This is a genomic window from Pseudomonas sp. ASL9 (assembly GCF_056680335.1).
Genome location: NZ_CM155277.1, coordinates 2,793,291 through 2,812,401 on the forward strand (window position 1 = coordinate 2,793,291; position 19,111 = coordinate 2,812,401).

Genomic DNA, 19,111 nt, shown 5'->3' on the forward strand with positions numbered 1-19,111 from the left:
GGGTCGAACGTACCCCACTTATGGCGTCGAGATATTACCCTGTGCCCAGTCGTCTTCACGGACGGCCAAGGCGCTGGCAATGGCATTGATTTCAGTCGACTTCAACGTGACCGGCAGCGGGTCAAGACCGGCACTGGCGAAAATCTGCCCATAGGCATTGCGCAGGTCGGCATAGGACAAATCACGGCGCAAATCGGCTTGCAGGGTGTTGAGTTCACCCTGGATCAAGTCGAGTTCGCCAATGCTGTTGGCCTTATAGCGATTGCGCAGTTCGCCGACGATTTGCCCGTCGAGATTCGACAATTGCTGGCTGGTCTTGAACTGGCGCAGGGCCTCTTGGTAGTTAGCATTGGCGACATACAACTGCGCCAGAATCGCGATCGACATGGCCTGACGACGAGCGGTGGCCACGGCTTCACCCGCCTTGGCAACGTTGATGGTGGCGGGTGCCGAAATCACGTTGAACAGGTTCCAGGTGACTTTCACGCCATAATCGGCCCAGGTCTGGTTGACCAGAAAGGAGTTACTGTCGTAATGCCCGCCAGCAGAGAACTCAAGCCCCGGTAACATGCGTAGCATGGCTTTGCGGGTTTCTGCGGCGCTGATGCGGGTCTGATAATCCTGTTCGCGCAGTTCCGGACGGCTGGCCAACGCCTCGTCTTCCAAACGAGCGAAATCGACTTTCAATACCGGAACGTCGTAATCGCTTTGCGGGGCCAGCTTCAGGTCGGAACCCAACGGCAGGTTGATCAGGGTGGCGAGTTCGGTTTTAGCCAGAGACAAGGCGCGGCGCTGATCTTCCAATTGCCGGGTCGCTTCGATCAAGGCACGCTGATAGCTCAGGGCCTGAACCGGATCGCCGACGCGCAGGTTGCTCATGGTCTCGCTGTCGGTCTGGGCCTTTTCTACCCGCGCCATCAGGCTGTCGATTTGCGTGAGCAAGCGTTCAGCAGCCAAGGCACGCCAGTAAGCAGAACGCACGTCCTGGACGATGGTGTTAACCACCTTGCGTCGACGCTCCTGCACGATCAGGCGCTGGTCGCCCTGCTGTTTGGCACTGATGTAGCTGACGCCAAAATCGAGCACGTTCCAGACCATGGTCAGGTCAGCAACCCGGCGGTCGCGGTCCTGGGAGGTCGAGGGCTCCAACGACTGGGTACCGCTCTGGACACTTTGGCTACTGGAGGCCCCGACGTTATTACGCCCGGCGTAACCGGCACTCATCGCCATGCGTGGCAGCATGTCAAAGCTGGCCAGGTCGACCTGGCGCTGAGCCATGGCCTCTTCCATGATTTTAAGGCGAGCTTCGAGGTTGTATTTCACCGCGCGCGCCATGGCTTCATGCAGGGTCAACGGGCCGCTGAGGGGCTCCTGATCCTTATACATGCCGACCAGATCGCTCTTGGCGCGCTGCTCGCTTTCACTCCGATCAATCGGTTTGCTGGTGACCGCGCATCCACTCACAATCAACGCCAGCAGGCTGACGCTGAACAACTTCTGAGCCTTCTTCATCCTAACCCCTAGTACGGCAAACAGCTTTTTTGTTAGGCCTGCGCTTCACTCGCGCCGATCTGCTCAAGTGCCAGCGCCAATTCATGGATCTGGCGTCGCTCATTTTCTTTAAGTTGATGCAATTGCTGGCTCAGTGTCGGCGCGCCGAAGACTCCACGCGCCCCGTCACCTGCATCTTGACTACTGCCGTGCCATTGTTTGCCGTCGAACACGTTCAGCGGCGAAACATCAGGCACTGATGCATGACCAAACGCAGCGGCGAACGTACTGCTTCCGAATACGCCCGTGTCCCCGCCGACGAAACCAAAGCGACCGCTACTGGTGCTGGCGCTGCCGACGCTGTCACTGCTGCTGAACACCTGCGCGATGAAGCTCGACGCCAGCGCCTGATTGTTGATGAAGATGTTGCCCACAGGCGGCACGCCGTTGCCCAATGTGGGTTGTTCAAACAATGACGGTGTGATGAGCGGCGAACTGAACACAGACGTCGGCGCAACAGTGGCCAACAGTTGAGTCGGTACACCCGCAACAACCGACGTCACAGTAGGCGGCGTTGACACGCGGAATTGCGGGTCTCCGACACTGATGTTTGCAGGCGCGACCACGAAGGCATCGCTGTTGAAATTACTCGCCAAGGTATTGCCTGCGCTATCGCTGACACCCGTCGCCTTGAGGCTCAAACCGATCGTACCGGTGCCCGAGACGCCCGTGACGACGACTTGATAGGTCTGTGCATCGAGCTGTACCACCGACTGCACCGTACCGACCGCGCTGCCACTGGTCAGCACGGCAAAATCGCTGGCATGGGCGCCCGACACGGCTTCGCTGAAGGTCAGGTCAAAGGTGCTGGTCCCCGTCGGCGCGGAGGGCGTATCGACCTTGACCACGCTGGTCACGGTGGGCGCGACGGTGTCGATCACATAGTTGTGCGAGTCGGTGGTGCCGGTACCTGCGCTGCCCGCTGCGGTCTGTACGCCTGAATTGTTCAGCGTGATCAGGTTGCTGCTGTCGCTGATGTGGGTGCTCGGGGTGAACGTCGCGGTCCAGGTCACGCCGCCATCGCGGGTACCGAGGTTCGACAAGGTGCCGTTGCTGACGCTCAAGTCGCGGAGGTCGAAACCTTGCACGGCTTGCGAGAAAGTGATCGTCACCTGCGACGTTTCGCCGATTTTCAGCGCGGTGTCAGACAGCACGATACTCGCTGTAGGCCGCACGGTGTCGATGGCGTAGTTACCCGAATCGGTGCTGCCACTGCCGGCGTTGCCCGCCAGATCGGCCACGCCGCTGTTGTTCAGGGTGATGACATTGACGCTGTTGCTGAGCTCGGTCGTTGGCGTGAAGGTGGCGGTCCAGGTGACGCCACCGTCGTGGGTGCTGACGGTACTGAGGGTGCCGTTGGCCACGCTCAAGTCGCTGTTGTCGAAACCGTTCACTGCCTCGGAGAAGGTGATGGTCACCAACGAGGACTGCCCGGCCGCCAAGGCAGGCTGAGCCATGACAATGGTCGCCGTAGGGGCCTGACTGTCGATTGCATAATTATTGGAATCGGTGATGCCCGTGCCAGCGTTACCCGCCGCATCAGACACGCCGCTGTTGTCCAGATGGATGAGGTTGCTGGTGTTGGTGATACCGGCTGTCGGGGTCAGCGTCGCAGTCCAGGTCACGCCGCCGTCGGTGGAGCTGACGGCGCTGAGGGTGCCGTTGGCAACACTGAGGTCGGTATTGTCGAAGCCCGTCACTGCTTCGCTGAAAGTGATCGTGACCAACGAAGTTTGGCCGATGGCCAGCGCGTTATCGGCGACGACAATGGTCGCGGTCGGGCGCTGGGTATCGATGGCGTAGGTGTTGGAGACGGTGCTGCCGATGCCGCTATTGCCCGCCGCATCCTGCACCCCGGCGTTGTGCAGGGTGATGAGATTGGCGCTGTTGGTGATGTCGGCCGCCGGGGTGAAGGTCGCGGTCCAGGTCAGGCCGCCATCGAGGGTGGCGAGGCCCGACAGGGTGCCGTTGCTGACGTTCAAACTATTGAGGTCAAGCCCGCTTACCGCTTCGGAGAAGGCAATCGTGACCTGCGAGGTGTCGCCAATTTTCAGCGCTGTGTCGGCCAGGGTGATAGTGGCCGTCGGTGGCTGGGTGTCGATGGCGTAGTTGCCCGAATTGGTGCTGCCGCTACTCGTATTGCCCGCCAGGTCAGTCACGCCGCTGTTGTGCAGGGTGATGATGTTGGTGGTGTCAGTCACCGCCGCCGTTGGCGTCAGGGTGGCGGTCCAGGTGATACCGCCGTCGCTGGAACTGACGGCGCTGAGGGTGCCGTTGGCCACGCTCAAATCGCTGTTGTCGAAACCGTTCACTGCTTCAGAGAAGGTGATGGTCACCACTGAGGTTTCGCCCGCCTTCAACGCTGAGGCGCTGAGCGCGATGGTCGCCGTCGGACGCTGGGTGTCGATGGCGTAGTTATTGGAGTCAGTGGTGCCCGTGCCGGCGTTACCTGCCGTATCCGAGACACCGGTATTGTCCAGGTGGATGAGGTTGCTGGTATTAGTGATACCGGCGGCCGGGGTCAACGTTGCGGTCCAGGTCACGCCGCCGTCGTCGCTGCTGACGGCGCTGAGGGTGCCGTTATCGATGAGCAGGTCGGCGTTGGTGAAACCGGTCACGGCTTCGCTGAAGGTGATCGTGACCAACGAGGTCTGGCCGATAGCCAAGGCATTTTCAGCGACCACAATCGTCGCGGTCGGGCGCTGGGTGTCGATGGCGTAGTTGTTGGAGTCGGTGCTGCCGCTGCCCGCATTACCCGCCGCGTCCTGCACCCCAGTGTTGTCCAGAGTAATCAGGTTGCTGGCGTTTGTGGTACCGGCAGTTGGTGTCAGGGTGGCGGTCCAGGTGATGCCGCCATCGCTGGAGCTGACCGCACTGAGCGTGCCGTGGGCCACGCTCAGGTCCGCGTTGGTAAAACCGCTCACCGCTTCGCTGAAGGTAATAGTCACCAACGAGGTCTGACCGATGGCCAGCGCGTTATCGGCGACGACAATGGTCGCGGTCGGGCGCTGGGTGTCGATGGCGTAGTTGTTGGAGTCGGTGCTGCCGCTGCCGCTATTGCCTGCCGTGTCCTGCACCCCGGTGTTATCCAGGGTAATCAGGTTGCTGGCGTTAGTGGTGCCGGCGGTCGGCGTCAGGGTGGCGGTCCAGGTGAGACCGCCATCACTGGAGCTGACCGCACTGAGCGTACCGTGGGCCACGCTCAGGTCGGCGTTGGTAAAACCGTTCACTGCTTCAGAGAAGGTGATGGTCACCAGTGAGGTTCCACCGATGTTCAGCGCGTTATCGGCGACCACAATGGTCGCGGTTGGACGCTGGGTGTCGATGGCGTAGTTATTGGAGTCGGTGCTGCCGCTGCCGCTATTGCCCGCCGTGTCCTGCACCCTGGTGTTGTCCAGGGTAATCAGGTTGCTGGCGTTGGTGGTGCCGACGGCAGGGGTCAGGGTGGCGGTCCAGGTGATACCGCCATCGCTGGTGCTAAGGTTGCTCAGGGCGCCACTGGCCACGGTCATATCGGCGCTGGTGAAACCGGTCACGGCTTCCGAGAAGGTGATGGTCACCAGCGAGGTGGCGCCAATGTTCAGCGCATTCTCGGCCACCACAATGCTCGCGGTCGGGCGCTGGGTGTCGATGGCGTAGTTGTTGGAAAGGCTGCTGCCGATGCCGACGTTGCCCGAGCTGACGGCCTGGACCCCGCTGTTGTCCAGGCTGATCAGGTTGCTGGCGTTGGTGGTGCCGACGGCCGGGGTCAGGGTGGCGGTCCAGGTGATGTTGTCACTGGTACTGAGGTTGCTCAGGGCGCCGTTGGTCACGGTCATATCGATGCTGGTGAAACCGGTCACGGCTTCGTTGAAGGTGATGGTCACCTGCGAGGTGGCGCCAATGTTCAGCGCAGTGTCGGCCACCACGATGGTCGCGCTCGGCCGCACGGTATCGATGGCGTAGTTGTTGGAGACGGTGCTGCCGCTGCCGGTATTGCCGGCCAGGTCGGCCACCCCGGTGTTGGCCAGGCTGATCAGGTTGGTCGCGCTGGCGACCCCGGCCGTCGGCGTGAACATTGCGGTAAAGGTGATACCGCCGTCGCTGCTGCTCACCGCGCTGAGTGTGCCGTTGGCGATGGTCAAATCGCTGTTAGTGAAACCGCCCACCGCTTCGCTGAAGGTAATCGTCACCAGCGAGGTTTCACCTGCGGTCAGGGCTGAGTCAGCTAGCGCAATGGTGGCGGTCGGGCGCACGGTGTCGATGTTGTAGCTGTTGGAATCGGTGCTGCCACTGCCCGCGTTACCCGCCGTATCCGAGACGCCGGTGTTGTCCAGGGTAATCAGGTCGCTGGTGTGGGTGATATTGGCTGTCGGGGTAAAGGTCGCCGTCCAGGTGACGCCACTGTCACTGGTGCTGACCGCGCTCAACGTACCGTCGGCGATGGTCAGGTCAGCGTTGGTGAAACCGGTCACCGCTTCGCTGAAGGTGATGGTCACCAGCGAGGTGTCGCCGATCTTCATCGCGCTGTTCGCCACCACGATGGTCGCGGTCGGACGCACGGTGTCGATGGCGTAGGTGTTGGAGACGCTGGTGCCGTTGCCCGCAGTGCCGGTGGTGTTCTGCACGCCGGTATTGTCGAGGGTGATCAAGTTGCCGGCGTGGGTGATCGCGGCGGTCGGGGTCAGGGTAGCGGTCCAGGTGATCCCGCTGTCACTGGAGCTGACGGTGCTGAGCGTGCCATTGGCAATCGTCAAATCGCTGTTGCTGAAACCGGTCACCGCTTCGCTGAAGGTGATGGTCACCAGCGAGGTGTCACCGATTTTCATCGCGCTGTCCGCCACCACGATGGTCGCGGTCGGGCCTGTGGTGTCGATGCTGAAGTTGGCGCTGTTGGTGGTGCCAGAGCCCGCATTGCCGGCCAGATCGGCCACGCCGGTGTTGGCCAGGCTGATCAGGTTGGTCGCGCTGGCAATGTTCGCCGTTGGCGTGAAGGTCGCGGTCCAGGTGATGCCGGCATCGCTGGAGCTGACTGCGCTGAGCGTGCCATTGGCGATGGTCAAATCGCTGTTGGTGAAACCGCTCACCGCTTCGCTGAAGGTAATGGTCACCAGCGACGTTTCGCTCCCGGTCAACGCCGAGTTGCTGAGCGCAATGGTGGCGGTCGGACGCTGGGTGTCGATGGCGTAGTTGTTGGAATTGGTACTGCCGCTGCCCGCGTTACCCACCGTGTCCGCGACGCCGGTGTTGTCCAGAGTAATCAGGTTGCTGGTGTGGGTGATATTCGCAGTCGGGGTAAAGGTCGCGGTCCAGGTGACGCCACTGTTACTGGTGCTGACCGCGCTCAACGTACCGTCGGCGATGGTCAGGTCAGCGTTGGTGAAACCGGTCACCGCTTCGCTGAAGGTGATGGTCACCAGCGAGGTGTCGCCGATCTTCATCGCGCTTTTCGCCACCACGATGGTCGCGGTCGGACGCTGGGTGTCGATGGCGTAGGTGTTGGAGAGGGTACTGCCGGTGCCGACGTTACCCGAGCGCACGGCCTGGACCCCGGTGTTGTCCAGAGTGATGTGGCTGGCGGCGCTGGCGATATTCGTTGTCGGCGTAAGGTTCGCTGTCCAGGTAATGCCGCCATCGCTAGAGCTGACCGCGCTCAACGTACCGTTGGCAATCGTCAGATCAGCGTTGGTGAAACCGGTCACCGCCTGAGCGAAGGTAATGGTCACCAGCGAGGTGTCGCCGATCTTCAGTGCGTTATTGGCCACCGCTATGGTCGCGGTCGGCAGCACGGTGTCGATGCTGAAGTTGGCGCTGTTGGTGGTGCCAGAGCCCGCATTGCCCACCAGGTCGGCTACGCCGGTGTTGGCCAGGCTGACAAGGTTGGTCGCACTGACGATCCCTGCCGTCGGCGTGAAGGTCGCGGTCCAGGTAGTACCACCATCGCTGGTGCTGACCGTGCTCAACGTGCCATTGCCGATGGTCAGGTCGGCGTTGGTGAAGCCGGTGACGGCCTCAGAGAAGGTGATGGTCACCAGCGAGGTTTCGCCTGCGGTCAGTGCTGTGTCAGCCAGCGCAATCGTGGCGGTCGGGCGCTGGGTGTCGATGCTGTAGTTGTTGGAGTTGGTGCTGCCACTGCCCGCATTACCCGCCGTATCCGAGACGCCGGTGTTGTCCAGGGTAATCAGGTTGCTGGTGTGGGTAATACTGGCGGTCGGGGTAAAGGTCGCGGTCCAGGTGACGCCACTGTCACTGGAGCTGACCGCGCTCAACGTACCGTCGGCGATGGTCAGGTCGGCGTTGGTGAAACCGGTCACCGCTTCGCTGAAGGTGATGGTCACCAGCGAGGTGTCGCCGATCTTCATCGTGTTGTTCGCCACCACGATGGTCGCGGTCGGGCGCACGGTGTCGATGGCGTAGCTGTTGGAATGGGTACTGCCCACCCCCGCATTCCCTGACAGATCCTGGACCCCGGTGTTGTCCAGGGTAATCAGGTTGCTGGCATTGGTGGTGCTGGCGTTCGGGGTCAGAGTGGCGGTCCAGGTGGTGCCGCCGTCCGCAGTGCTGACAGCGCTCAGCGTACCGTTGGCAATCGTCAGGTCAGCGTTGGTGAACCCGGTCACGGCCTCGGAAAAGGTGATGGTCACGGGTGACGTGACGCCGATTTTGAGTGCATTGGCCGCCACCACGATGGTCGCCGTTGGCGCCACGGTGTCGTGGATCACGTAGTTGTTGGAGGTGCCGGACCCCGTGCCGACGTTACCCGCCAGGTCTTGTACCCCAGTGGTGTTAAGCGTAATGGCGTTGGTGGGGGCATTGATATTGCCCGCCGCCGTCAGGGTGGCTGTCCAGGTGGTACCGCCATCGCTGCTGCTGACTGCGCTGAGCGTGCCGTGGGCCACGGTCAGGTCAGCATTGGTGAATCCCGTTACGGCTTCACTGAAGGTGATGGTCACCAGCGAAGTGCCGCCGGAGTTCAGCGACGACGTGGCCACCACGATGCTGGACACGGTCGGCGGGGTCACGTCGGGCGCGTAGTTGTAAACAGTTGTGCCGGTGCCGTCATTGAAGATGTTATTTTTCAATGCCGCACTGGCGCCGGTACCACCGGTGCCGGTCCCGGCAATCCCGCTGCCCCCTACGTTGCCGAAGAAGGCTGCAACTGCATAGTTGGCGGTGGTTATCTGCACCGTGCCTTTGTTCCAGATTGCGCCAACGCCTTTGCCGGCATCACCACCCTTGGCAGGGGTGTATCCAGCACCGTTGCCATGAATAGTGCCGCCACCACCACCGCCACCTGCCCCAAGGTTATTGGAAATGACCGAGGTGCCAATAATCGTCAGCGTCCCGGAGCTGCCGTTATAAATACCCCCTGCTGCATTGCCGCCATTCCCGCCTTTGAGATCTTCGCCAGCACCACCACCACCGCCACCGATGGACAGACTGCCGCTGGTCGCCGTGCCGCCTGCTGAGCCAATGTGGTAACCGCCACCTGTGCCTCCCGCCCCGCCGGTGGCCGAGCCGCCGCGGCCGCCCATATTAATACCGTCATAAGAGCCACCATAGCCGCCGTGGTTGGCGCTTCCGGCCCCGCCCGCAGAAGTGGCATATGTTCCAACACCATTAGGAACGCTACCGCCATGCCCTCCCCTGCCTCCGCCTATACCACCGCCACCGCCACCACCACCGCCTGAATAGACAGTGCTGATACCGCCGCCACCGCCGCCACCGGAGGCGGCGTTGGCGGTGACCGTGACGTTCATCAAGGTCAGATTGCCTTGGTTGGAAATACCACCCCCCATGGCGGCGGCGGCGTTCGCCCCGACATCGTTGACGCTGTTGACATCTCCACCATTGCCACCGTTTCCAGCCACCAGCCCATGGGTAATCGTCAGGCTTTCAAGGGTCGCGGTGACCCCCGCATTGACCTGGAGCACCTGGGACTTGTATTGCCCGTCCAGAATTACATCCGGGACACCGCTGCCGTTCAGGTGGCCGTCAATGGTGACGTTTTTGCTGATTACCAGCACTGAATCGAGCAGGACGGTTACCGGGGCGCTGAACATGACAATGTCGCCGTTCTGGGCCAGGGCCAGCTCCGCGCGCAATGAGCCCACGGGGGGGGTCGCCGGGTTGACAGAGTCGAAGCCGTTGGTGACCGTCCAGGTCGCCAAGCCCCACTGATAATCCGCCATGGCCTGTTGCGACAGCACGTTGTGGCTCTCGATCACCCCGGTGGCAATTTCCAGGGTCCAGTCGCCGCCCACACCCGTGCGGTTGGTCGACGCGGCAATATCACGCCCGGTCAACTGCGCCAGCGAGTCGACGAAGGCCATACCGCGTGCGCCCTCGGCGGTGTTGCAGGCATAGATCGAAATATCGCCGCCGGTGTTCATGTCCTTGCCGATTTCGGCCAACACCGCGCTGCGTGCGGCCACGTTATCGGCGGAAAGGTAGGTGTTGCCCAGCCACAGCTCGCCCTCGTTGCCGTGAGCCAGAATCTCCACCGAGCTCACGCCATGGTGCTGATCCAGGTAAGCGGCAATTTGTTGCAAGCCGTCTTTGCTCGCGTCCAGGGCAACCACCTGGGTGCCGGCCGCGATGCCTTTGAGCAGGCTGTCGGAATCCTTGACCCGCGAGTCGATGAACACCACGGTCTGCCCAGGGATCGCAGGCGGCGTCGGGGTTGGCGTGGCGGCAATATCGCTCTGCGGATGGCTGTCGTTGCTGGCGGCATGGTCGGTCGCCGCCGCTGGCTTGGCGGTGTCCGTGGTGGCATGGCTGTCGGCGTGCGCGGTGTCCGCCACGGTCGCGGCGACCGCGCCGTCGAACAGCATTCGCGGTTCAAGCGAGATGATCAATGGCGCAGCCAAAGCTTTCGCTCGCGGGGCTACCTGTCTTGCACTCGACGACTTAGCTTTGTTCCACCACATGATACTCACCTGCGCTCGACACTCAGACTCTCAAACGAATGACCGCTATCTGTTGATAGCGACTTCAGTTTTTTATACGGATGACGTTGGCGGCGCTGGACCGACCATCGTTCCAAAAGGACAACTCTGCGTACTTCTCGAAAATATCCGGCGGCAGGATCGTACGCCGTGGTGTCAGCTCAACCTTGGACCTGACTGTGTGCAGGCCCCTCACGCCTAAATCTTGATCGAACTCAGGCGCGTCATAGATCAGGTTGTCGAAGTCATGCTCGAACCAGGGCTCGCCGATAAAGTCGTAGACCAGGCGCATGACCCGCTCTGGCGCTTGGCTCAGCAGGTCGTAATCGACAATCAACAGCGAGTCGGCCTGTTCACCGTAATAGGCTTCTTTGAGCGCAGCCCAAGCATAACCCACCAGGCGATTGCGCTGGGCCAGAGTCTCGACGCGGCTCTCGACGGTATTGCGCTCGGTGGCATCGGAAAACAGCTTGGTGTTCTCGAACGGGTTGGCGCGGTACAGCCGCTCGATGCTGTCCATGACCCAGGCGACGTTGCGCACACAAGCAATGGTCTTGGCCTGAGGGAACAGTTCTTTGAGGGCAGGCAAGCGCGCGCACCATTGACGATTGGTGTCGAAGATCACCGGCTTGTCGGCTTTGTCGGCGTAGTAGGAATCGAACAAGCCGCGCAGCAGACGCCTGCGCATGGAGGTGTCAATCACCGAACCGAATTCACTGCCCGCGCTGCACTGCTCGAGCACACCGGAAAACAGCGAGCCGAGTGGGCTGGTCATGCCGGCATGAAATTTCGGGTTTTGTAGAAGGATAGCGGAGAGCAGAGTGGACCCTGAGCGCGGCAAACCCGAGATGAAATGAAAATGTGGCAATCCGTTCACCCACTGCTGAAGTCCATTTTTGTAGGGCAAGACTACGGCATCGACACCCGGCGGCATAGTATTGTTTTGATATCACCGAGCACTGCTTTAGGATAAAAAACCAGTCAATACAAGCCCCTACGGCAATTTACTGGCACCTCAAATAGCTCACTCGTAGCCCCCTCGTAACAACATGAAAGGATGAGGATTTATGGATGTTTTTGTCGGTACGATTCAGAGCTTTGCGTTCGACTATGCCCCTTACGAGTGGCTGCTGTGTAATGGACAGACCCTCCCTTTAAATCAATACGAACTCCTTTACGCGCTGATTGGCGTGAGATACGGGGGCAATGGCTCAACAAACTTCATGCTCCCTAACCTGCAATGCAGGACGATGATAGGTCAAGGCAGCGCTATGAACTTCACGCCCCGGGTCATAGGCCAAGCCCTGGGAGCCGAGAGCGCGACACTGATCATTGACAACCTTCCGGCGCACACTCATGCGATCACTTCGGCCGCGACGGTCACGACCGCCATCAGCCTGGCCGCTACGGCCAGCAATCCTGTCACAACACCGACCACCAACAACGCCTTCCTGGGCGCGTCAGGCACCGGTTCGGGCAGCGCAAGCATCTACTCCGATCAACAGGGCACCTCGCCAGTAACGCTCAAAGGCGTTACCAGCAACGTCACTAACACGAGCACGGCCGCCATCACCGGCGAAGGCGCACCCGTGAGCGTGATGAACCCCTTTCTGGCGATCAACTTCAGTATTGCCATCACCGGTCTTTTTCCGTCGCGAGACTGATTACTGACGCGTAGCCCCCCTCGTAACAACATGAAAGGATGAGGATTTATGGAAGTTTTTGTCGGTACGATCCAGAGCTTTGCGTTCGACTATGCCCCTAGAGACTGGATGCTGTGTAACGGGCAGTCCCTGACAGTCAATCAATACCAAGCCCTTTACGCGTTGATTGGCCTGAAATATGGGGGCAGTGGCACAACAAACTTCCCGCTCCCCAACCTGCAATGCAGAACGATGATCGGTCAAGGCACCGCCACGAACCTCACGACCCGGGTCATAGGCAACACCGGAGGAGCCGAGAGCGCGACACTGATCATTGACAACATTCCGGCGCACACTCATGCGATCACTTCAGCCGTGACGGTGACTACCGCTATCAGCCTGGCCGCTACGGCCAGCAATCCTGTCACGACACCGACCACCAACAACGCCTTCCTGGGTGCGTCAGGCACCGGTTCGGGCAGCGCAAGTATCTACTCCGATCAACAGGGCGCCTCGCCAGTACCGCTCAAAGGCGTTACCAGTAACGTCACCAACACGAGCACGGCCGCCATCACTGGCAAAGGCGTACCCACGAGCTTGATGAACCCCTTTCTGGCGATCAACTTCAGCATCGCGCTGGTCGGTCTTTATCCGTCGCGAGGCTGATTAATGCGGGGGCGGCCAACGCCCCCGTCTCGCCCAACTATTCGGAGTAACACCATGCTGCGGCGTGTCGAGCACGAACACTTTCAACCCCTGGTGGGTAATCTCAGCCAGCTGTACCTGCCCGATGGCAGCGCACTGTCGGTGATCATTGAGTCCAGCCGATTGCACCCCAAAAGCCGACTACCAGAAAGCGAGCGCATGCCTTTCACCGTGGCGTTGCGCACACTGGAACCAACGCTATTCGTGGATGGGCCGTGCAGCATTGAGCTGCCTGACCTGGGACGTCTGGACGGTATGTTTGTGTCTCGTGAGCCTGCGATGGGCCGCGACGCAACACTGGGTTATTTCAACATCGCGTTCAACTGAACCTGCCCCGGATACCAAACCAACCGCTCGGCTGCCGGGTTGCGTTCCTCGACCTGAAAACCCAGCGCCAGATAATGTCGGCGCGCATGGGGGTTGTTGGACCAGACCACGGCAGCCACCGGGCAGTGGATCTGCTCAGCGGCTTTCTGTACGCCTTGTAGCACGCTTCTGCCCAACCCTCGGCCTCGCGCGGCGGGGATGAAGGCCAGGTACACCACGCGAATCTCGTTATGGCCGAAGTCGGTGATCAGCGCGCCAATGGGCGTGTCGAGCTTTTCGATGACGTAATGCATGGCATCGGGATACGTCTCACCGGCGCCCTGTTGCTGAACCTGGAATTGTTGCGCGGCGATGCTTTCGACCAGCTCTTCATCGCCGTCGATCCATTGCAGGTCGGCGCGGGCCGAATGATAAAGCGTCTCCAGAAACGGACTGTCGCTAGGGCGTGATGGACGTACCGTCAGGCCGTCTGCCAGGGCTGAGCTGTTATTGAGCATCGGCGTCTCTCGATGAGTGTTTCGTTGTTTTTAGAAACCGCTTTCCCGCACACCCAAGGCCGCCAGTCGGCGCCAGGCATTGCCCAGCAGCGACTCACTATGACCCTGCAACACCACCAGGCCGCGCAGAGGCTGGCTGGGGGTGGGCGTGGGTTGAAGAATTTTCAAGCGGGCCCCGTATTGCGCCTGCACCGGTTCGGCTCGGTGATTTTCATCGCGGCGCACGGCAATCGGCCCATGGTGATCGGAGGCCAGGGCCTCCAGGTCCAGATAACTCACGCCGTTAACGTCCACTTCCAGCAGCTCTACAGGGATGGCCCGGCGCATGGGATCGTCGGCAATAAAAAGTCCGTCCGCACCCGGTGCTACGCGCCACAACGCATCCTCAGCCAGATAGCCTCGCAGCCGGACGCCGTCCTCCACCACTCGTGCCAATGGCAGCTTGGTCGAGACCCAGCGCCCGACGCTCAGTTCTGGCAACAGATCACGCACTTGTCCGGCCTGTGGCGCACGCACCAGCAGACGCTCACGCTGCGCCGCCAGCCCACGATACTCAGCCACGGCTTCGGCCAGTCGCTGCTCCAGGATGCCGACGTCGGCCACCGTTTCGCTGCGCCCGGCCTGACGCCGCAATTGCAGCTGAAGGATGTCTATCTCCCGGCGCACGATGAGCTGGCGTGAGTCCAGGTCCGGTGACTCCAGTTCGATCAGAATCGCCCCAGCGTCGACGCGCTGGCCGTCCTGCACGTTCACCTGTTTGACCCGTGCTGCAATGGGGGTGTGCAGGGCGCTGACGCGCCCGGCTTCGAGCATCGCCGGCAGCTCGACACTGCTGCGCCATGGCACCACCAGCACGGCAATAACCGCCAGCAAACCCAGCAAACTGAACAGGGCCCGAGCGCTATGGGCTTGTTCGCGATTTTTCCACCAAATGCACATTTCTTTCCAAATTGGCAGGAAGATGAACCACACCAGCTCAACCATCATCAGGAAGATGCCGAGCAGCTTGAAAAACAGGTGATAGACCGCCAGCGCAATGCCAAAGAACAACGCCGCACGCCACAACCAGGAGAAATAACCCCACCACAACAGCCGCCGCTGCATGGCTGGCGACCACGGCTCCGGCGCCGGTTGCCCATAACCGAACAGGGCTTCACGCAGGCGCCAGCGACACAGGGCAAAGGCCCGGCCTTGCAGGTTGTCCACCTGCCACAAATCGCTGAGCAGAAAATATCCATCAAAGCGCATGAACGGGTTGAGGTTCACCGCCAGGGTGGTCAACCAGGTCGCGCTGGCGAGCATGAATGCAGCGGTGCGCGCCGGGCCGTCGGGCAGCAGCGACCAGACCAGCAACGCGATGCAGGCCAGCACCAATTCAGCCAGCACGCCACCCGCGCCGATCAATAACCGCGAGCGCCGATCATTGACCCGCCAGGCGTCGCTGACGTCGGTATAAAACAACGGCAGCATGACCATGAACGCCACGCCCATGCTTTGCACCCGGCAACCGGCGCGCTTGGCCATGAACGCGTGACCAAACTCATGGCACAGCTTGGCGAAAAACAGCGCGATGCCGAACGACATCGCGCCACCGAGGCTGAACAGGTGCGGAAACGTCGACAGAAATCGATCCCAATCACGCGCCACCAGAAACACGCCGGTTCCCAGCGTCAGCGGTAAGCCATAGCGCAACAGGCGCGAGCCATAACGCTCGAGCCACGGCCAGACACGATTGAGGAACGCATCAGGACGCCACAGCGGAATGCGGAAAAACAGGTATTGATGCAGCAGCATTTGCCACACGCCCTGACGCTGGGCCGCAGCCTTGCGCATGTAACTGTCACGCTGCTCCTGATCCAGCGCGGCGATCAGATCATGGGCGCGCAGAAAGCTCAGCAGCTCGTCAAGCTCATGCCCGGCCAGCGCAAGACCAGGTTCCTGATTGGCTGCAGCCAGGACTTTTTCAGCGTCGCCCAATGGCCAATGACGCAGCAAGCGAATCGCCGCAGCACCAAGCTTGAAGTAACGCCCGCGCACGGGGTCAGCCAGGGTCCAGCGCGGCGAACCGTCGAGCGCCGGGGCGGCCGCCGACAGTTGCAAATCGGTTCGCAGGGCGGGCAAGGCCATCTACAGGCCTACGCTTTGACGCAACGCCGCCAACGGCCGGCGTAACAGGTAGAGCCCCACGGGCGCGCGCTCACCGAAGAGCTTGGCAGTGCCGCGCAAGCCAATACGCGGCGGCGCTTCGCTGAAGCTCGCGTCCAGCCGGTAGGCCAATTGCCCCGCTGGGGTAGGTTGCGCCTCGTAGGCAGCGCGTTCCAGGGTTGCCTCATAGCGGTGCAACGGATCGCTGTCGAGAAAGAGTGCCACCTTTGCGCCAGGCTCAAGCTCAATGGCATCGCCAACCGCCAGTTCGATACGCAGCTCCGCCTGGGTCGGATCGGCGATATCCAGGAGGCGCTCGCCCGTCTGTACCGGTTTGCCGGTCCAGCGCTCAGCGTCGGCAAACACCGCAATACCGTCGCGCTCGGCACGCACCTCGCTACGTTTGAGCAACTCACGGGCGTAGTCACGTTCGGCGCGCTTTTGTTCGGCACGCGCTGCCAGCAGGTCAATACGCGAACTGGATTCGGCGTCGGCGAAGGCCCGCTGTGCGTTGGCCTTGAGCTCAGCTTCAGCCACACCCAGTGCTCGCTCAGCGACATCCGCCTGCGCTTTGAGCGTGGTGCTTTCGAAGCGCAGCAGCAGGTCGCCGGTTTTTACGGGCTGATTGGGCTTGACCAAAAACTCGGCGATCACGCCATCCAGCGGCGCAGCGACCACTCGGCCACCCAGCGGCACCACTTCGGCGGGCGCCAGCACTGATTGGCGCACCGGTATCAGCAGGCACAGCAATAACGCGCCGACCAGTACCAGTGGTTTTTTCCCTGACCAGTGCAAGCGCCACGGTTTGCGCGGTTGCAAGGCCAGCCAGGCATGACTGAACGTGTCGCTCAGCCGCGCCAGAAGCATTTGCTCAGGCTGCGTCCAGGGGTGTTCGCGGGCCAACCACAACCCACCAAACACCAAGCCTTTGCGATCAAGCAAGGGAAGCCAGAACACTTGGGTCGCCGACAATGCGTGCACATCCGCTTGATCCTGCCCGCCCAATTGCTCGATGGCGACTGTGCCCGGCTGGTTCAGTTGGTTTTTTTTGAACATGTCGGCCACGGCGTGCTCGACGAAGGCGACAAAGGGCGCATTGGGTTCGACCATGCTGACGCCGGTCACCGACCGCACTTTGCCGGCGATCAGCAGCGCCGCGTGGCGAAAACCGAACAACGCCTGGCTGTCATTGACCAGGCTGTACGCCAGTTGATCAATATCGTTGGCGGCGCGGGTTTGACGCTCCAGATCAAGAAATTGCGCAAAAACCCGTTCGGCGACGCCAGACGCTGCCGCAGTCACTTGGCCGACGCCAAGTGCGCAGTACCGCTCATGCCTGCCAGTAATCCCTTGGCATCGGTCAGCGAGGCGACCAGCAGCAGCGTTTGGCTGCCTTCATCGATACGGGCACCCAGGCGTTTGACCGTCGCTGTCAGCGGCTGGCCGGTTTCATCGGGGGTAAAGCTAAAGGTTTGCCCGGGCTTGAGACGCGACATCCAGCGCGACGGCACCAACAGGTGAATTTCCAGGGTGCGGTTGTCGACAATTTCCATCAGCGGCGCGCCAGCCGAAACGCTTTCATAGCGCTGAGCCTTACGGAGCACGACCTGGCCGTCATACGGCGCGAACACGCTGCAGCGCTTGACCTGAACCTGATACACCTGCGCTTGAGCCTGCGCCTCAGCCAGCTTGGCTTCAGCACGCGCCACTTCAAAACGGCCGACGGAGTTGAGCGACTCCAGCTGTTTGTTGTGCGCCAACTCTTCGCTGGCGCCACGGCTGCCTGCCTGGGCCGCATTCAGTTGAGCCTGATACGCGGAACAGTCGAAACGCGCCAGGGTATCGCCCTTGTTAAAGGACTCGCCTTCGCTGAACGGCATGTCGACGATTCGTCCAGACAACTCGCTCGCGAGCATTGCCTGATCACGGGCCCGCAACACGCCACGGGCTTCGCCGTTGGTCGCGGCCTGCGCGCTTGGGGGAACACTGTCCAATAATGGATCATTCGATTGGGAAGTGTCCGCCTGTGCCAAGCCAGCAAGACAGGCAAATCCGTAAGCCCAACAACGCAAGTGGCGCATAGCCTTTACTCCCGACTGAAGTCGGCAGTCTACGGTAGCGGGGCTGGCCGTCAAGAGTGTCGAATGGCCCAGCGCTACTCAAAATACCCTGCATTTGTAATGGACCTCGACGTGGGGAGGTTCTATGTTTGGAAACGTTCTGTTTTCCCCTTCCTCTCATTGAAAAGGATATCGAGCATGACTTATCGCATTCTTGGCCAATCCGGCCTGCGGGTTTCTACGTTGACTCTCGGCACCATGATGTTCGGCGAGCAGACGAGTACAGAAGAGTCCCTGCGCATCATCGACAAGGCTTGGGATCAGGGTGTCAATTTCATCGACACGGCGGATGTTTACAGCGGTGGGCGCTCCGAGGAAATCGTCGGGGAAGCCATCGCGTCACGGCGCAGTGACTGGGTGCTGGCGACCAAAGTGGGCTATGGTCCCGCCAAGGGTGCGCCCAACTCCAGCGGGCTGAGTCGCAAACATATTTTCAACGGCATTGAGGCCAGCCTGAACCGCCTCGGTACCGATTACGTGGACATCTATTACCTGCACCGCGAAGATCACGATACGCCGCTGGAAGTGACCGTATCGGCCATTGGCGACCTGCTGCGCCAAGGCAAGATTCGCTATTGGGGCCTGTCGAACTATCGCGGTTGGCGCATCGCTGAAGTGGTGAATGTCGCCCGGCGTCTGGGGGTGGATAAACCCGTGATCAGTCAGCCTCTGTACAACATCACCAACCGTACGGCGGAAGTCGAACAAATCACCGCCGCCGCCTTCCATGGTTTGGGCGTGGTGCCTTACAGCCCTCTGGCGCGCGGCGTGCTCAGCGGCAAATACGCACCCGACGTTACCCCCGACAGCAACAGCCGCGCCGGGCGCCAGGACAAACGTATTCTGGAAACCGAATGGCGAGTCGAGTCCCTGCGTATCGCGCAGAAGATTCAGGAGTACACCCAAGCCAAAGGCGTGGGCATCGTCGAGTTCGCTATCGCGTGGGTGCTGAACAACCAGGCTGTCACTTCCGCAATCGTCGGGCCGCGCACCGAGCAACAGTGGGACGGCTACATCAAAGCCATGGACGTGAACATCACCGCCGAAGACGAAGCGTTTATTGATTCATTGGTAACACCGGGGCACTCATCCACACCGGGTTACAACGATATCGCGCATTTTGTTTCAGGGCGGGTGGTGCGCTGACGCACAGCAAACTGGGCCCATGTAGGAGTGAATTTATTCGCGAAGAGGCC

The 19,111-nt window shown here is 61.0% G+C and carries 11 protein-coding genes; 4 read left to right on the forward strand and 7 right to left on the reverse strand.

Going from position 1 to position 19,111, the window contains the following annotated elements:
• Nucleotides 1-18 precede the first annotated feature (18 nt).
• The 3 genes from AC1ME2_RS12890 to AC1ME2_RS12900 form a co-directional block, all read right to left on the reverse strand.
• Entirely contained in the window at nucleotides 19-1,512 is a 1,494-nt protein-coding gene (locus tag AC1ME2_RS12890) for a TolC family protein (RefSeq protein WP_480441655.1), read from the reverse strand.
• Nucleotides 1,513-1,544: 32 nt separating this feature from the next.
• Nucleotides 1,545-10,364, reverse strand: a complete 8,820-nt coding sequence (locus AC1ME2_RS12895) for an Ig-like domain-containing protein (RefSeq protein ID WP_480442130.1) — start codon at nucleotides 10,362-10,364, stop codon at nucleotides 1,545-1,547.
• 160 nt (nucleotides 10,365-10,524) lie between these two features.
• On the reverse strand, nucleotides 10,525-11,355 hold the full coding sequence (locus tag AC1ME2_RS12900) for a sulfotransferase family protein (RefSeq protein ID WP_480441656.1): 831 nt from the start codon (nucleotides 11,353-11,355) through the stop codon (nucleotides 10,525-10,527).
• Between the two features lie 190 nt (nucleotides 11,356-11,545).
• Between AC1ME2_RS12900 and AC1ME2_RS12905 the strand changes: the two genes are divergently transcribed.
• The 3 genes from AC1ME2_RS12905 to AC1ME2_RS12915 are packed head-to-tail and all read left to right on the forward strand — an operon-like array spanning nucleotide 11,546 to nucleotide 13,153.
• Nucleotides 11,546-12,142, forward strand: a complete 597-nt coding sequence (locus AC1ME2_RS12905; RefSeq protein ID WP_480441657.1) for a phage tail protein — start codon at nucleotides 11,546-11,548, stop codon at nucleotides 12,140-12,142.
• Nucleotides 12,143-12,190: 48 nt separating this feature from the next.
• The gene (locus AC1ME2_RS12910; RefSeq protein WP_480441659.1) at nucleotides 12,191-12,787 is read left to right on the forward strand and encodes a phage tail protein; all 597 of its coding nucleotides are present in this window, start codon (nucleotides 12,191-12,193) and stop codon (nucleotides 12,785-12,787) included.
• Nucleotides 12,788-12,841: 54 nt separating this feature from the next.
• The gene (locus tag AC1ME2_RS12915; RefSeq protein WP_480441661.1) at nucleotides 12,842-13,153 is read left to right on the forward strand and encodes a hypothetical protein; all 312 of its coding nucleotides are present in this window, start codon (nucleotides 12,842-12,844) and stop codon (nucleotides 13,151-13,153) included.
• On the opposite strand, the gene AC1ME2_RS12920 is transcribed toward AC1ME2_RS12915, so the two are convergent.
• Genes AC1ME2_RS12920 through AC1ME2_RS12935 form a run of 4 tightly spaced genes read right to left on the reverse strand, consistent with a single transcriptional unit; the run spans nucleotide 13,129 to nucleotide 17,876 of the window.
• A complete protein-coding gene (locus AC1ME2_RS12920; protein ID WP_480441663.1) occupies nucleotides 13,129-13,650 on the reverse strand; it encodes a GNAT family N-acetyltransferase in 522 nt (173 codons plus the stop codon). The two genes, AC1ME2_RS12915 and AC1ME2_RS12920, sit on opposite strands and share 25 nt — an antisense overlap.
• A gap of 30 nt (nucleotides 13,651-13,680) precedes the next feature.
• Complete coding sequence (locus AC1ME2_RS12925) at nucleotides 13,681-15,777, reverse strand: site-2 protease family protein (RefSeq protein ID WP_480441665.1); 2,097 nt, start codon at nucleotides 15,775-15,777, stop codon at nucleotides 13,681-13,683.
• The gene (locus AC1ME2_RS12930; protein ID WP_480441666.1) at nucleotides 15,778-17,097 is read right to left on the reverse strand and encodes an efflux RND transporter periplasmic adaptor subunit; all 1,320 of its coding nucleotides are present in this window, start codon (nucleotides 17,095-17,097) and stop codon (nucleotides 15,778-15,780) included.
• On the reverse strand, nucleotides 17,094-17,876 hold the full coding sequence (locus tag AC1ME2_RS12935) for an efflux RND transporter periplasmic adaptor subunit (protein WP_480441667.1): 783 nt from the start codon (nucleotides 17,874-17,876) through the stop codon (nucleotides 17,094-17,096). Before AC1ME2_RS12935 ends, AC1ME2_RS12930 begins: the two co-directional genes overlap by 4 nt.
• Nucleotides 17,877-18,053: 177 nt before the next feature.
• Between AC1ME2_RS12935 and AC1ME2_RS12940 the strand changes: the two genes are divergently transcribed.
• Nucleotides 18,054-19,061, forward strand: a complete 1,008-nt coding sequence (locus tag AC1ME2_RS12940; RefSeq protein ID WP_480441668.1) for an aldo/keto reductase — start codon at nucleotides 18,054-18,056, stop codon at nucleotides 19,059-19,061.
• Nucleotides 19,062-19,111: the final 50 nt, after the last annotated feature.